Raw genomic sequence first — 14,749 nt, forward strand, 5'->3', positions numbered from 1 at the left:
ACGGCGCTGGCGCGCCGCAGCGCTTCGCGCTGAGCCAATTTTGGCGAAACAGGCTACTCATGCGCGGCCTCCGCGCATCACCGCCGCTGACGCGCCGCAGCGCTTCGCGCTGAGCCAGTTTTGATGAAACAGGCTTTTCATGCGCGGCCTCCGCGCATCAAAAGCCTGTTTTCATAATCAATACGCAGCACCACCGCCAGCGAAATCAGGTTCATCACAATCGCCGACCCGCCGTAACTCATGAGCGGCAGGGTCAGGCCCTTGGTCGGCAGCGCGCCCAGGTTCACGCCCATGTTGATGAAAGCCTGAAAGCCTATCCAGATGCCCACGCCCTGCGCCACCAGACCGGCAAACAGGCGATCCAGCGCGATCGACTGGCGGCCGATGTGCATGATGCGGCGGGTCATCCACATGAAGGCGCCGATGACGCAAAGCACGCCGAGGAAGCCGAACTCCTCGCCGATGACTGCAAGCAGGAAGTCGGTGTGGGCTTCCGGCAGCCAGTGCAGCTTTTCGATGCTGCCGCCGAGGCCGACGCCGAAAATCTCGCCGCGCCCGAAGGCAATCAGCGAGTGCGACAACTGGTAACCCTTGCCCATCGAGTACTTGTCGCTCCACGGATCGAGGTAGGCAAATATGCGTTCACGGCGCCAGTCGCTGAGCATCACCATCAGCGCAAACGCAATCACCACCACCGTGGCAATGACGAAGAACATGCGCGCATTGACGCCACCGAGGAAAAGAATGCCCATGGCGATCACCGAGATCACCATGAAAGCGCCCATGTCGGGCTCGGCCAGCAGCAGCAGGCCCACAATCCCGATGGCAACGGCCATCGGCATGACGGCGCGAAAGAAGCGTTCCTTGACGTCCATCTTGCGGACCATGTAGTCTGCGGCATACAGCAGCACGGCAAACTTGGCGAGTTCGGACGGCTGAAAGTTCATGAAGCCCAGCGATATCCATCGGCGCGCGCCGTTGACCTCCTTGCCGACGAAAGGCACCAGCACCAGCATCAGCAGCACCAGCGAGGCAACGAACAACCAAGGCGCCAGCTTTTCCCAGCTCGCGACCGGCACCTGAAAAGCCAGCAAGGCCAGCGCGACAGCGGCGCCCAGCGACAGGGCGTGGCGCAGCAGGAAGTGGGTATGGGCGTAACGCACAAACTTCGGGTTGTCTGGCATGGCCACCGAGGCCGAATACACCATCACCAAACCCCACACCAGCAAGGCCACGGTGACCCAGATCAGCGCCTGATCGACACCCGACATGCGCACCGGCGCGGACGCCGTGCGCGACGAGCTCTGGCCACCCAGCCGGACTGGCAACTCGGCCGCCGCGCCACTCAGGCCAGAGAACCAGCCGGCAAGACGTGTCGCGACGCTCATGCCACCACCCCTGCGTCCCGTGCGAGCGCCTGGACAGCATCGCAAAAAACCTGGGCGCGGTGCCCATAGTTATCAAACATGTCAAAGCTCGCGCAGGCCGGCGACATCAGCACGGCATCGCCGGCCTGAGCCTGACGGGCTGCCAGTTCAACGGCGGCCGGCATGGCGCTGGCATCGAGAAGGGTCACGCCTGTGCCTTCCAGCGCAGCGCGGATCAAAGGCGCGTCGCGCCCGATCAGGACCACGGCCCGTGCGTACTTGCGCACCGGGTCGGCCAGCGGCGAGAAGTCCTGGCCCTTGCCCTCCCCGCCGGCGATCAGCACCAGCTTGCGCTCGGCACCCAGGCCCGTCAGCGCCGCGACCGTGGCGCCCACATTGGTGCCCTTGCTATCGTCAAAATACTCGACGTCGCGAACCACCGCTACCGGCGTGACACGGTGCGGCTCGCCCGCGTAGTCACGCAGGCCGTGCAACATGGACGCCATGGTGCCGCCCACCGCACCGGCCAGCGCCAGCGCCGCCAGCGCGTTGGTAGCGTTGTGGCGACCGCGCAGGCGCATGGCCTCCACCGGCATCAGGCGCTGGATGTGCAAGACCACTTCTTCGTCCTTGTATTGAACGCCGCCGGGCCGCCCCAAGGTGGGAACGGCCCCCTTGGGGGGCAGCGAAGCGTGGGGGCGCCTTTTCTTCACCGTCTCATCCGCTTCGGCAGCGCGCACCAGCCAGGCCATGCCGTTGACGGTTTCGATCCCGAAATCACCCGGGCGCTGCGGTATCCCGAGACCGAAACTCACATAGTCACGCCACTGTGGTTTCTGCAGCTTGACCCGCACGGGTTCTGGCAACATGGCCATCACCGCCGGATCATCGCGATTGAGCACCAGCAGGCCCTTGCTGCCGAAGATGCGCGCCTTTGCCGACCCGTAGGCCTCCATGCTGCCGTGCCAGTCCAGATGGTCCTGCGTCAGGTTCAACACCGTGGCCGCGGTGGGCTCAAAACCCTGCACGCCGTCGAGCTGGAAGCTGGACAACTCCAGCACCCAGACCTCGGGCAAGGTGCCCGCATCGAGCTGCCGGGCCAGCGTGTCCAGCAGACTGGGGCCAATGTTGCCCGCCACCGCCACGGTCTTGCCCGCATGTACGACCAGTTGGCCAGTCAGCGCCGTGGTTGTCGTTTTGCCGTTGGTGCCGGTGATTGCCAGCACCTGAGGGACATAAGCACGCGTTTCCCGGAGCTCCGCGAGCGCCCGCGCAAACAGGCTCAATTCGTTGCCACAGGGCAGGCCCTGCGCCTGCGCAGCGGCAGTCACCAGTGCAACCGCCGCTGGTGACAGCCCCGGGCTCTTGAACACAGCACGAACGTCGGAGCCCACGATCAGACTGGGCTCGAAGGCGCCGGCGCAGAAGCTCACCTGCGGCAACTCCGCCTGCAACTGGGCCAGTTGGGGCGGAATCTCGCGGGTATCGGCCACCGTGACGCGCGCCCCCTGACGCACGCACCAGCGCACCATGGCCAGGCCCGAAGCACCCAGGCCCAGAATGAGAACATGCTGTCCGTTCAGGGACGATGCCGTCACCTCGCCGGATGACCCGGTGGCCGAAGGCGCGACGTCATCAACCGCGGCGACTTCGTCGGGCGGCAGCGGCATTTCAGTCTCAGCTTGGTCGGGGGCACTGACCTCGGCAAACATTTGAGCGACAAAAGCAGCCGCGTCGCGCGCGGCCGTCAGGGTCTCGGGTAAAGGCCGCGCACCCGCTTGAGCAGCCGCTTTGGGGTGTACCCCGATCGCGTCGACCACCGGGGCCTGCACATGCGGCTCCGCTGGCGGCGTATCTGCCGACAACACTGGCGCAAGGGCTGCCTCTGACGCAGGCGCCTGCACCTGCGCCGGCCTGAACGTCACAGGAGACTGTTCGGGTACAACGCCGGGGCGGAGGGGCTCGTTGGGGTTCATCGCAGCTTCAGGGTTGACAGGCCGATGAGGCAAAGCAGCATGGTGATGATCCAGAAACGCACGACAACCTGCGTCTCCTTCCAGCCGTTCTTCTCAAAATGATGATGCAGAGGCGCCATCTTGAAAAGGCGGCGGCCCTCGCCGTAGCGGGCGCGGGTGTACTTGAAATACATCACCTGGGCCATCACCGACAGAGCCTCCACGACAAAGATGCCACCCATGATGGCCAACACAATTTCCTGGCGCACGATGACCGCAATCGTGCCCAGCGCTGCACCCAGGGCCAGTGCGCCCACGTCGCCCATGAAGACCTGCGCGGGATGGGTGTTGAACCACAAAAATGCCAAGCCGGCGCCGGCCATGGCCGAGCAGAAAATCAGCAGCTCGCCGGAACCGGGAATGTGCGGGAAAAACAGGTATTTGGAATACACGGCGCTTCCCGTGACATAAGCAAACACGCCCAGGGCGGAACCCACCATGACGACAGGCATGATGGCCAGACCGTCCAGGCCATCGGTCAGGTTGACCGCATTGCTGGAGCCCACGATCACCAGGTAGGTCAGCAACACAAAACCGAACACCCCCAGGGGATAACTGATTTCCTTGAAGAACGGCAGTTGCAGGCCGGCCTTGGGCGGCAGGTTCACGTCGAAGCCCGACTGCACCCAGCTGAAAAACAGCTCCAGCACGCGCAGGTTGGAGCTCTCTGAAATGCTGAACACCAGATACAGCGCCGCAAGCAGACCGATGACCGACTGCCACAGGTATTTTTCCCGCGACCGCATGCCCTCGGGGTCTTTGTGCACGACCTTGCGCCAGTCATCGGCCCAACCGATGGCACCAAACCCCAGGGTCACAATCAACACGATCCAGACAAAGCGGTTGCTCAGGTCGAACCAGAGCAGGGTCGAGATGCCGATGGACAGCAGTATCAGGACGCCGCCCATGGTGGGCGTACCGCTTTTGCTCAGATGCGTCTGCATCGCATACTCGCGAATAGGCTGGCCGATTTTCAGGTGCGTCAGGCGGCGAATCACAAAAGGCCCTGCCAGCAGGCCGATCAGCAAGGCGGTCAGCGCCGACATCACGGCGCGAAAGGTCAGGTACTGGAACACCCGGAAATAGCCGAATTCAGGCGACAGGGTTTGCAGCCATTGGGCCAGGCTAAGCAGCATGGGAGTTTTCCTCTTTTTGTTGTTGTAGGGAGCTCGTGATGGCCTCCACCACACGTTCCATCTTCATGAAGCGCGAGCCCTTGACCAGCACACTGCCCAGCTCCGGCAGCGCCGCTTTCACCGCGGACTGGAGGGCCGACAGGTCGCCCTCAAAATGCCTCCCGGCGCCAAAGTGTTGCGACGTATGAAGGGACTGCTCACCCAATGTGAAAACCTGATGGATGCCGCGTTCACGCGCATGACGACCAACCTCGGCATGGAAAGCCGGGCCCTGGTCGCCCACTTCCCCCATGTCGCCGAGCACCAGCAGGCGCGGCCCCGGCAGTTCGGCAAGCACGTCGATGGCGGCGCGCACCGAGTCGGGGTTGGCGTTGTAGCTGTCATCAATCAGCGTGACAGCGCGGCCGGCAATACGCAGCTGCAAAGCGCGCGAGCGGCCCTTGACCGGTGAGAAGGCAGACAGGCCCTCGGAGATCGCCGACAGCGGTACCCCGGCCGCCAAGGCACATGCCGTGGCGGCCAAGGCATTTTTGACGTTATGACGACCAGCCACCTGCAGCAAAAAGGCGAGTGGGCCTTCGGGCGTGTTGGCCTGGACCTGCCAGGCGCAACCGGTCCATCGGGAAGACGCCGTCACATCGGCATCGCCCTGCTCTGCGAAAGTCAGCACGCGGCGCGGAGTCGCGAGTGCTCTCCAGACCGGCGTGTACGGCTCGTCGGCCGGGAAAATCGCCACGCCGGAAGGTGGCAGCGAGGTGATGACCGCACCGTTCTCGCGGGCTACGGCCCCCACCGTCGCCATGAATTCCAGGTGTTCGCGCTGCGCGTTGTTGACCAGGGCGACGGTGGGCCGGGTCAGCCCGGCCAGACAAGCGATCTCGCCGGGGTGGTTCATGCCGAGTTCGACCACACCAGCCTCGTGGCTGGCGCGCAGGCGCAACAAGGTCAGGGGAACGCCGATGTCATTGTTGAAATTGCCTTCGGTCGCGAAGGCGGCATCACCCTTCCAGGCGCGCAGGATAGCGGCGATCATCTGTGTCACGGTGGTCTTGCCATTGCTGCCGGTCACGGCAATCAGCGGCAGGTTGAACTGGGAGCGCCAGCCTGCAGCCAGCTGGCCCAGCGCCTTGAGCGAGTCGTCCACCAGCAAGCCGGGCTGGCTGGCCGAGAGACCCCGCTGGGCCATCGCCGCTATCGCGCCCTGGCTCGACGCCTGCGGTAAAAAGTCATGCGCGTCGAAGCGCTCGCCCTTGAGCGCCACAAACAAGTCACCGGGCCGCAGACTGCGCGTGTCGCTGTGAACACGCTGGAACTGCAGCGCGCCGTCTCCAACGAGGCGCGCGGAAGGCAGCCACTGCAGGGCTTGCTGCAGCGTCATCACGCGAGACCTCCCGCCGTAGATGCCGCGCTGGCGTCGCGTGCCAGTGCGGCCTGGGCATGAGCCCGGTCGGAAAACGGCAGCTTGATACCGGCGGTTTCCTGGTAGTCCTCGTGTCCCTTGCCGGCAAGAAGAATCACATCCCGGGCTCGCGCCCGATCGATCGAATGGGCAATCGCCAGTGCCCGGTCGGGCTGGACCTCGGCCGCGCCGGTGTGGCTCAAGCCGCGCAATATCTGACTGATGATGCTTTGCGGGTCTTCGCCGCGCGGGTTGTCACTGGTCACCACAATATGATCGGCGCCTTTCTCGGCAGCCGCCGCCATCAGGGGCCGCTTTCCTGCATCGCGCTCACCACCGCAGCCAAAAACACACCACAGTTGTCCCCCGCGCCCGCTGGCCAGCGGGCGCAGCGCGTCCAGCACCTTCTCAAGTGCATCCGGGGTATGGGCATAGTCAACCACCACCAGCGGACGCCCCGCCAGAGCAATCGCGTCCATGCGCCCTGGCACGGGCGACAGCCCGGCACAGGCCTGAACCACATCCTGCAGCGGCACGCCGAGCGAGCGCAAGGCTGCCATCACGCCGAGTAAATTGGACACGTTGTATTGCCCGACGAGTGACACGGAAAGCCGGTGCCTGTCACTGCCCTCGACCACATCGAAAGCCAGCGCGTCCAGCCCGTGGTGAATGGCCTGGGCCTGCAGCCGCGCGGGCGCAGCGCAGGAGACCGTCCAGACATCAAGGCCCGAGTCGTGCAGCGCCACGGCCAGTTTCGCGACCTTGGCGTCATCGATATTGAGCACGGCAGCTTTCAGGCCGGGCCAGCGGAACAGGGACGCCTTGGCCTCCCAGTACGACGCCATGGTCTGGTGGTAGTCGAGGTGGTCCTGCGTGAAATTGGTGAAAATCGCAACATCGATCTCCGTCGCATCCAGCCGGTGTTCGGCAATACCGATAGAAGAAGCTTCGATCGCACAGGCCGCGAAACCCTCATCGGCCCAGTGTTTGAGCTGCTGCTGCAGCGACACTGGATCAGGCGTTGTCAGGCCGTTGAACACCATGGCGCCGGGCTGGCCCATGCCCAGGGTGCCAACCACGCCGCAAGGACGGCCGAGTGTGTCCAGCGCCTGGGCCAGCCACCATGCGGTAGAGGTCTTGCCATTGGTGCCCGTCACCGCCAGCATGTCCAGCTTGCTGCCGGGATGGGCGAAAAATTCTGCGGCGATCGGAGCTGTGGCGGTTTTCAGGCCGCTATAAGCAGCCACACGACTGTCAGAAAAGCCAAACGCTTCGGCGCCCTGCTGCTCCACCAGGCAGGCCTGCACGCCTGCGGCCAGCACCTGGCCCACGTACCTGCGCGCATCAGTGGCTGCACCGGGCCAGGCGATAAAACCGTCACCGCCGCCAACCTTGCGGCTGTCCGTGCGCAGCGTGCCGGTCACGCGCTCGCGCAACCAGCGCGCCGCCTGAGTGGGCGTGTGCAGTTGCTCCATCAGAAAGACTCCTCGACGGGGCTGAAGACAATTTGCGGCTTGACGCTCATGTCAGGCTGCACGCCCATCATGCGCAGGGTTTGCTGTACAACCTCGCTGAAGACTGGCGCGGCGGCGACACCGCCAAAATACTTGCCATCGCTCGGCTCGTCGATCATCACCGCAACGATGATGCGTGGATTTTCAATGGGTGCCATGCCGGTGAACCACGCGCGGTACTTGTTGCTGGCGTACCCTTTGCCAACCTGTTTGTGCGCGGTTCCCGACTTGCCGCCCACGGAATAACCTACTGTCTGCGCGAGCGGTCCTGTCCCGCCTGGCGCAGCGGCCATCTGCAGCATCTTGCGCACTGCGCGTGCGTTCTCGGCGGAGAACACCTTGACGCCGACGGCGGGCTCGCTGCTCTTGAGCATGGTGACCGGGATGATCTGGCCGTCATGGGCGAATGCCGTGTAGGAATGCGCCATCTGAAACAGCGAGGCGGACAGCCCGTAGCCATAAGACATGGTGGCCTGCTCGACAGGCCGCCAGTTTCTCCAGGGGCGCAGGCGGCCCGTCACCGCGCCAGGAAACTGGATCTGCGGCTTCTGGCCGTAGCCCAGCGCGGTGTAGGTGTCCCACATCTCGTGCGGGCTCATCTTCTGCGCGATCTTGAGCGCACCGACGTTGCTGGACTTCTGGATCACGCCTTCGACCGTCAGCGTGCCGTAGTTGTGGGTGTCGCTGATGGTGAAGCCACCGAGGGCAAACCGGCCTGGTCCGGTGTCAATCAGGGTCTGCGGCTTGATGCGGCCGGCTTCGAGCGCCATCGCAACGGTGATCGGCTTCATGGTCGAGCCAGGCTCGAAGGTGTCGGTGAGCGCGCGGTTGCGCAACTGCTCACCGGTCAGATTCCGCCGATTGCCAGGGACATAACTCGGGTAATTGGCAAGCGCCAGCACCTCGCCGGTGATGGTGTCGAGAACCACCACGCTGCCGGCTTTTGCCTTGCGCGCAATCACTGCGTCGCGCAGCTTCTGGTAGGCAAAAAACTGAACCTTGCTATCCAGGCTGAGCTGGATGTCCTGCCCCTCCACGGGCGGAACCTGCTCGCCGACGTCTTCTACCACGCGGCCCAGCCGGTCCTTGATCACCCTGCGCGAGCCGGGCTTGCCAGCAAGCTCCTTGTTGAAAGCCAGCTCGATGCCTTCCTGTCCGCGGTCCTCGACGTTGGTGAAACCGACCACATGGGCGGCGGTCTCCCCTTCAGGGTACTGGCGCTTGTATGCCTTGCGCTGGTAGATGCCCTTGATGCCGAGCGCATGGATTTTCTGCGCAATCGGCTCGTCCACCTGCCGCTTGATCCAGACAAATGTCTTGTCCTCGTCGGCCAGCTTTTTGTTCAGGTCGGCCAGCGGCATCTCCAGCAGGCGCGCAAGCTCCGCGAGTTGAGCCCGGTTGGCATCCACATCTTCGGGAATGGCCCAGATGCTTGGCGCCGGCACGCTGGTGGCAAGCAGCAGGCCGTTGCGGTCCAGAATGCGGCCGCGGTTGGCCGGCAACTCCAGGGTGCGCGCGAAACGCACCTGACCCTGGCGCTGGAAGAAATCATTGCCGATGACCTGCACATAAGCAGCGCGGCCGGCCAGGCCTGCAAAGGCCAGCGCAATGCCTGCCACAATCAGCTTGCTGCGCCAGACGGGTGTCTTGCTGGCCAGCAAGGGGCTGGACGAATAAAGAACGCTCCTACTCACATGCACCTCCTGGCCCGGACGTGTCCGTGCGCGGCGAAGGGCCGCCCCGAGCAAGCACAGCCCCCTCGGGAGGCAGCGCATTACACGCATTGAAAAGCGTGGGGGCTTTGTAGGTCACATACTGGGTAATGGCCGGTGTGGCCGTTCGCATCTGCAGCCGATCCTTGGATAGCTGCTCGATGCGCAGGGGCGTGGCCTGGGCGCGTTTTTCAACCCGCAAGCGCTCGCTGTCGGTGTCAAGCTTGTGCCTCTGCGCCGCTGCTTTTTCGAGCTCTACGTACAGGCGGCGCGATTCGTACTGCGTACGCACGAGGTACAGCGCACTGAACAGCACAGCAATGAGCAGGACAAGGTTCAGGCGCGTCATGAAAAAGCCCCCACGCTTTTCACTGCGTGTAATACGCTGCCCCCCGAGGGGGCTGTGCTTGCTCGGGGCGGCCCTTCGCGGCGCACTGCAGCCCCCACGCTTTTCACTGCGTGTAATACGCTGCCCCCCGAGGGGGCTAATTTCCCTTGGGACGGCCGGGCGGGAAATTGCCACCGCTTCATGTGGACGCCCCCGGGTACCGCTGGGTTTGAGCCTGAACAGGAACATCGGTCCGTTCAGCGACCCGCATCACAGCGCTGCGCGAGCGCGGATTGGCTGCCACCTCATCGCTGCCGGGCTTGACACGCTCCAGAGCCTTCAGGCGCATTGCCTTGGGTTCGGCAAAAGGCGCGCGGCGGTCAAACACCTCGCGCGAATGTTCGGCGATGAACTGCTTGACGATACGGTCTTCCAGAGAATGGAAACTGATCACCACCAAACGTCCTCCCGGTTGCAGTACTTTGAGACTGGCCCCTAACGCCTGTTGCAGCTCTTCAAGCTCGGCGTTGATGAAAATCCGAAAAGCCTGAAATGTGCGCGTTGCAGGGTCCTTGCCCGGCTCGCGGGTTTTGACCGCGCCAGCCACGACTTCGGCCAGCTCAGCGGTGGTTCCAATAGGGCCCCGCTCCTGTCGGCGACGATCAATCGCCTTTGCAATCTGCCCAGCAAACCGTTCTTCGCCATATTCACGAATGACCTCCGCTATGGTTTCCACCTCTGCATCGGCCAGCCACTCGGCAACGCTCTGCCCGCGCGTGGTATCCATGCGCATGTCCAGCGGGCCATCGCCACGAAATGAAAAACCGCGCGCGGGGTTGTCGATCTGCGGCGAGCTGATGCCCAGGTCCAGCAACACCCCCGCCGCACAGGCCGAAGGCAGCTCGCCCAGGCGCATGAAACCTTCGTGGCGGATGGCAAACCGCGGATCGTTGATGGTCTGCGCCTCTGCCACCGCTTCGAGGTCCTTGTCGAAGGCGGTCAGGCGCCCCTGGGCGGACAGGCGCGAAAGAATCAGGCGGGAATGACCGCCGCGACCAAAGGTCGCGTCGATGTAATAGCCGTCCGGTTGGATGTGAAGCGCTGATACTGCTTCGTTCAACAAGACGGTGCGATGTGTCCATGTGTCTTGCACCGCCATCTTTCAGAATGAAAAATCTCTGAATACATCGGGCATGGGACCCTTCATCTGCTCGGCCTCCTGGGCCGCGTAGGTCGCCGCATCCCACAGCTCAAAGGAGCCGCCCATGCCGAGCAGCACCGTGTCCTTGCTGATTCCCGCAGCGGCGCGCAGTTCGGGCGACACCAGCACACGCCCGCTAGCATCCATCTCGACGTCCATCGCGTTGCCGAGAAAAATCCGCTTCCACCACTGTGCCTCCATCGGCAATGCGGAAATTCGCTCGCGGAATTTCTCCCACTCGTTGCGCGGGAATATCATCAGGCAGCCGTGCGGGTGTTTTGTGATGGTGAGCTGGCTCGCGGCAGTGGCGCTGAGCACGTCACGGTACCGGGTCGGCACAGAAAGCCGCCCCTTGGTATCGAGAGCTACAGAAGACGCGCCTTGGAACACTGCCAAACCTTTGAAAAACACTTTTCACCACTAAATTGCACCTTTTCCCACTTTATCAGGAAAGTTTTGTGGTGCAAGTGCTTTGCTACAAATTTTTTCAATGAAATCAAGTACTTAGAAAGCTATTTCAAAGCTCGGCAGAACTAAAAGACGTTCTAAATTAAGCACTTAGCACATGTAATGAAAGTGTTGTCTTAAGCCCTTGCCTGTTCAGCACGCTTCAGACGCATTCAAGGCGCGCAAAAGACGTTTGAAACAGCTGAAAGCCAAGACACCTGGCGGGGAGGCGAGCTTCAATGCGCAAAGGAAACCGCTGGAGCCCCCACGACGACCCGCAAGCATGGCCGGAAGCCGTGCAAGAAGGCCACTCAGGGCAGGGGAAAAGCGGCGTACCGGCCCACGCACGGGCCGGGCCGGGCTGGGCGGTCAGTCGATGCGCGACAGAACCCGGGCGTGTTCGGTGATGCCGATCACGTTGAAAAACGCAGCCACCAGCCGGTTCACGTCGGTGAACTGCACGGCGCGGTTTTCAGCTTCTCGGGCGGACACCCAGTTGAGCAGGGTGCCTGCCGCAGAAAAATCAACCCGGATCAGCTTGGCGCAGGAGATCACCATGATGTCTGCACCCATCAGTTTGGCTTCGAGCTTGTCGAGCACGGCAATGGCATCGCCCTGGATCTGGCCCGAGAGCTCGACCGCGTAGAGATTGCTCATCTGCGAATGCCCGTCCATCTGGGTATCGCCTTCAAATAAGCTGCTCAGGCTGGAAGGCACCGAATCGCGGTAGACCTCCCCCACGATGGCCTGTCCGGACGTCTCGACGTTCAGCGCATCCAGCGACTTGTAGTCGCAGCGGGCACTGTCCCAGGCGGGCGGAGACACTTCGTAGGTGACGCAAAAATCCAGCGCGGTCAGCTCGAACTCGTCCGGCTGGTGCGTCACCCGCAGTGCCTCCATACGCAGCTGCCACCAGCTCTGCGCGGTTTCGCGCGAGCCGGAAGGTGTTGCATCCTGCAAGATGCGCTGCAACGCGGGTTCTCCCATGAAGCGCAGTTGCACCGGCTGCGCGGCCCAGCCGCTGAACACCTTGCACAGGGGCTCGACCGCATTGGCGTCGATCGTCTTGAGGTTTTTCCAGTCAAGCCGCCAGGGCATGGGCGAGCGGCCCAGCGCCGCATTCAGCGCGGCAATCGTCTGGATGCCCAGCACCGAGGGACAAACCCAATCGGCGGCTGCCCCATTACTGGCATGGCCGATCGGCGTGGCCATCTGGCGGACCATATCGGGCAAGGAAAACCATTGGGGCGCAGACCGGTCAAACCGACCAACAAACTCAATCGCCATGTTTTCAAATTTGTCCTGCCGCCCGGTTGCGCGGTACAGGTCAAACAGCGCCAGCCAGGTATCGGAATGCCGGGCGCGGCTGCCTTGCGGTGTCAGTGTTTCGAGCAGCCCCGACTCTGCGCCCGCATCGTCGCCGTTGGCAAAGCGGATGGACGCCTCTTCGAGTTCCGGGTCGTGCGCGACTTCTGCACCGTCCACCACAGAAAATTTGGAGGCTGAAAAGCCTGACGGCGTGTCGTCGCGGGACAGTGCGGATATCGCCTGGCTGCTGGTTGGCCGGGCTGACGCTGGTTTTGCGACCGGAACCGGCGTGCTGGCAAGCATGTCCACCACAACGGCGGGAGCAGCTGCGGAGGCCGCGCCAGACTTGACCTTGGCAAGAGCGGACGTCAATTCGTCGGGGGCAGTTTTCGCGTAGGTGACTGGCAGTGCGTTGTCCAGCAGTGGGGAGTGAACACTCATGCCGCCGGCCGCAGAGGTGGACACTGGCATCTGCGACGAGGCGACCGAGTTCATGGCCGAAGGAGCGCCATGCTTGGTCTTCCACCACTGCATCGACATCTGGGCTTCGATCTCATCGATCTTCTTGAGGGTCACGGCCCGGTCGTCAGGCCTGGACGGCAGGCTGCTCTGAAAGAACGAAGGCCTGGCCCCCGGGTCCTGGCCCGTCATGGCTTCACGTTTGCGCATTTTGCGAAGCATGTCGAACTCTCGCTTGCGCACAAAATCATTGCGGCGCTTGCGCTCTATCATTTCCTTGAGCAGTTGTTTGCTCAAGGCCTCTTCACGGCCGGATTCCCGGTTGTCGATATCTGACCAGTTCGTCGCCGGATTGCGAACGAACTTCACGACTTTTGAAAGCAAGCCTGGCGAGGTGTCTTCTTTAGCCATGGGTGACGGTCAGATCGGGTGAAAGTGAAAAAAGTCAGTCACCAAACATCTTTTGCTTGAGTTCGCGGCGTTGCTGGGCTTCCAGCGACAGGTTGGCCGTCGGGCGGGCGATCAGGCGCCCCACGCCGATCGCTTCACCGGTTTCATCGCAATAACCGTAGTCGCCGGAATCGATGCGGGCAATCGACTGCTCGATCTTTTTGAGCAGCTTGCGCTCGCGGTCACGGGTGCGCAGCTCGAGCGCGTGTTCTTCCTCGATGGTGGCCCGGTCCGCCGGGTCTGGCACCACGACAGTGTCTTCGCGCAGGTGCTCGGTGGTTTCGCCAGCGCTGTTGTGGATGTCCTGCTTGAGCAGGGACAACTTGTAACGGAAAAATGCCAACTGCTTCTCGTTCATGTACTCGGCGTCAGGCATGGCCTTGACCTCCTCCTCCGTCAACTGGTCGGCGGCCTTGGTCTTCCAATTGTTGGCGAGCTTGGGATCCTTCTTGGCTGCCACATGCGGCGGCGGTGCGATCACACGTTCGGCGATGGCCGAATAACTGGCTTTGGCGGCATCGGGCGAATGGGTCGGCACCATGGGTGCTGGCGGAGGTGCGAACGAGGAGTTTCGCAGCGAGGCCCGGCGTCCCGGCTTGAGGGCCGGGGTCTGGAGCGGCGCTGGCGCTGCGGCGATGGGTGCGGGGCTGGGTGCTGCTTTGCTGGCGACGGGCGCAGCCGCTTTGGTGATCGTTTTGATAATGACTTTTTCTTCAGGTTTGGCGGTGGCCTTGCTGGCTACAGCCGGCTTGGGCACCGGTTTGGTGGCAGGTTTGGCCGTTTTGACCGCGGGTTTGACGATGGGCTTGACCGCCTTTTTGGCGGGTGCCGGTTTTTTGGCGGCGACCGGGATATTTTTGGCTGGCGCCTTTGTAGCGGCGGGTTTGGCCTTTGTGACGGGCTTGGCTTTTGTTGTGGTGACCAGCTTGTTCACCACTTTGGCATTGGCTTTAACCACCGGTTTGGCCACCGGTTTGGTGACCTTTTTGGCAGGTGCAGCTTTGGACGCCGCAGGCTTGGCAACCCCGGTCACGGCCTTGGCCGTGGTCTTGGGTTTGCCAGCAGGTTTTGCAACGGCTTTGGCGGGTGGTTTGGACTTTTTGGCTTGAGCTTTCACATCGTGTCTCCTCGGGGAAGCAGCTTCGGGGTGGCCCGCATGCGGCGTCCTGGCTGGGCTTTTTTTATCAACCCAACCCTGTCTTTTACCTGATTGTCTGGTTTGTCTGCCGCCGTCCCCGCAGTTTCAAGGCCAGTACTTACCCTGACTTTCCCCCCTGATGGTCCTGGTCGGGATGTCCGGGTAGTGGAGTCGGCGCGCGATTGTAGCGGCTCGCCGGGATGCCGGGATGCCCGCAGACCTAAACGTTGGAGAATGGAGACAAACATAAGACCCTCCCGCCCTTCAGAGCAATT

General features: G+C 62.8%; 11 protein-coding genes. All 11 read right to left on the minus strand.

Annotation, left to right across the window (positions count from 1 at the left end; all coding sequences use genetic code 11):
- Positions 1-137: 137 nt before the first annotated feature.
- Positions 138-1,388 carry a putative lipid II flippase FtsW gene (gene ftsW / locus ACESMT_RS02575; protein ID WP_372824953.1) on the minus strand — a complete coding sequence of 417 codons (1,251 nt, stop codon included), beginning with the start codon at positions 1,386-1,388 and terminating at the stop codon, positions 138-140.
- Positions 1,385-3,343, minus strand: coding sequence for a Mur ligase family protein (gene murD, locus ACESMT_RS02580; RefSeq protein ID WP_372824955.1), 1,959 nt, complete (start codon positions 3,341-3,343; stop codon positions 1,385-1,387). The genes ftsW and murD overlap by 4 nt, the downstream gene beginning before the upstream one ends.
- A complete protein-coding gene (gene mraY / locus ACESMT_RS02585) occupies positions 3,340-4,518 on the minus strand; it encodes a phospho-N-acetylmuramoyl-pentapeptide-transferase (RefSeq protein ID WP_372824957.1) in 1,179 nt (392 codons plus the stop codon). The genes murD and mraY overlap by 4 nt, the downstream gene beginning before the upstream one ends.
- Positions 4,508-5,896, minus strand: a complete 1,389-nt coding sequence (gene murF / locus ACESMT_RS02590; RefSeq protein ID WP_372824959.1) for a UDP-N-acetylmuramoyl-tripeptide--D-alanyl-D-alanine ligase — start codon at positions 5,894-5,896, stop codon at positions 4,508-4,510. Before murF ends, mraY begins: the two co-directional genes overlap by 11 nt.
- Positions 5,896-7,392 (minus strand): UDP-N-acetylmuramoyl-L-alanyl-D-glutamate--2,6-diaminopimelate ligase, encoded by a 1,497-nt coding sequence (locus ACESMT_RS02595; RefSeq protein WP_372824961.1) that lies wholly within the window; start codon positions 7,390-7,392, stop codon positions 5,896-5,898. Before ACESMT_RS02595 ends, murF begins: the two co-directional genes overlap by 1 nt.
- Positions 7,392-9,125: a peptidoglycan D,D-transpeptidase FtsI family protein gene (locus tag ACESMT_RS02600; RefSeq protein WP_372824963.1), complete on the minus strand. Its 1,734-nt coding sequence runs from the start codon at positions 9,123-9,125 to the stop codon at positions 7,392-7,394. Before ACESMT_RS02600 ends, ACESMT_RS02595 begins: the two co-directional genes overlap by 1 nt.
- Positions 9,118-9,492: a cell division protein FtsL gene (ftsL, locus tag ACESMT_RS02605; protein ID WP_372824965.1), complete on the minus strand. Its 375-nt coding sequence runs from the start codon at positions 9,490-9,492 to the stop codon at positions 9,118-9,120. The genes ACESMT_RS02600 and ftsL overlap by 8 nt, the downstream gene beginning before the upstream one ends.
- Positions 9,493-9,670: 178 nt before the next feature.
- Entirely contained in the window at positions 9,671-10,630 is a 960-nt protein-coding gene (gene rsmH, locus ACESMT_RS02610; RefSeq protein WP_372824967.1) for a 16S rRNA (cytosine(1402)-N(4))-methyltransferase RsmH, read from the minus strand.
- A gap of 3 nt (positions 10,631-10,633) precedes the next feature.
- Entirely contained in the window at positions 10,634-11,062 is a 429-nt protein-coding gene (gene mraZ, locus ACESMT_RS02615; RefSeq protein ID WP_372824969.1) for a division/cell wall cluster transcriptional repressor MraZ, read from the minus strand.
- Between the two features lie 426 nt (positions 11,063-11,488).
- Positions 11,489-13,297 (minus strand): STAS domain-containing protein, encoded by a 1,809-nt coding sequence (locus tag ACESMT_RS02620; RefSeq protein ID WP_372824971.1) that lies wholly within the window; start codon positions 13,295-13,297, stop codon positions 11,489-11,491.
- Positions 13,298-13,331: 34 nt separating this feature from the next.
- Positions 13,332-14,453, minus strand: a complete 1,122-nt coding sequence (gene dksA / locus ACESMT_RS02625; RefSeq protein ID WP_372824973.1) for an RNA polymerase-binding protein DksA — start codon at positions 14,451-14,453, stop codon at positions 13,332-13,334.
- Between the last annotated feature and the right edge of the window lie 296 nt (positions 14,454-14,749).

This window comes from Polaromonas sp., from assembly GCF_041689105.1.
Lineage (GTDB): Bacteria > Pseudomonadota > Gammaproteobacteria > Burkholderiales > Burkholderiaceae_C > Polaromonas.

What these genes read in the sequence shown, in the direction of transcription:
- rsmH (WP_372824967.1), bottom strand. Translation starts at nt 10,630, where the DNA reads ATGGCGGTGCAAGACACATGGACACATCGCACCGTCTTGTTGAACGAA.
- ACESMT_RS02620 (WP_372824971.1), bottom strand. Translation starts at nt 13,297, where the DNA reads ATGGCTAAAGAAGACACCTCGCCAGGCTTGCTTTCAAAAGTCGTGAAG.
- murD (WP_372824955.1), bottom strand. Translation starts at nt 3,343, where the DNA reads ATGAACCCCAACGAGCCCCTCCGCCCCGGCGTTGTACCCGAACAGTCT.
- murF (WP_372824959.1), bottom strand. Translation starts at nt 5,896, where the DNA reads ATGACGCTGCAGCAAGCCCTGCAGTGGCTGCCTTCCGCGCGCCTCGTT.
- ftsW (WP_372824953.1), bottom strand. Translation starts at nt 1,388, where the DNA reads ATGAGCGTCGCGACACGTCTTGCCGGCTGGTTCTCTGGCCTGAGTGGC.
- ftsL (WP_372824965.1), bottom strand. Translation starts at nt 9,492, where the DNA reads ATGACGCGCCTGAACCTTGTCCTGCTCATTGCTGTGCTGTTCAGTGCG.
- mraY (WP_372824957.1), bottom strand. Translation starts at nt 4,518, where the DNA reads ATGCTGCTTAGCCTGGCCCAATGGCTGCAAACCCTGTCGCCTGAATTC.
- ACESMT_RS02595 (WP_372824961.1), bottom strand. Translation starts at nt 7,392, where the DNA reads ATGGAGCAACTGCACACGCCCACTCAGGCGGCGCGCTGGTTGCGCGAG.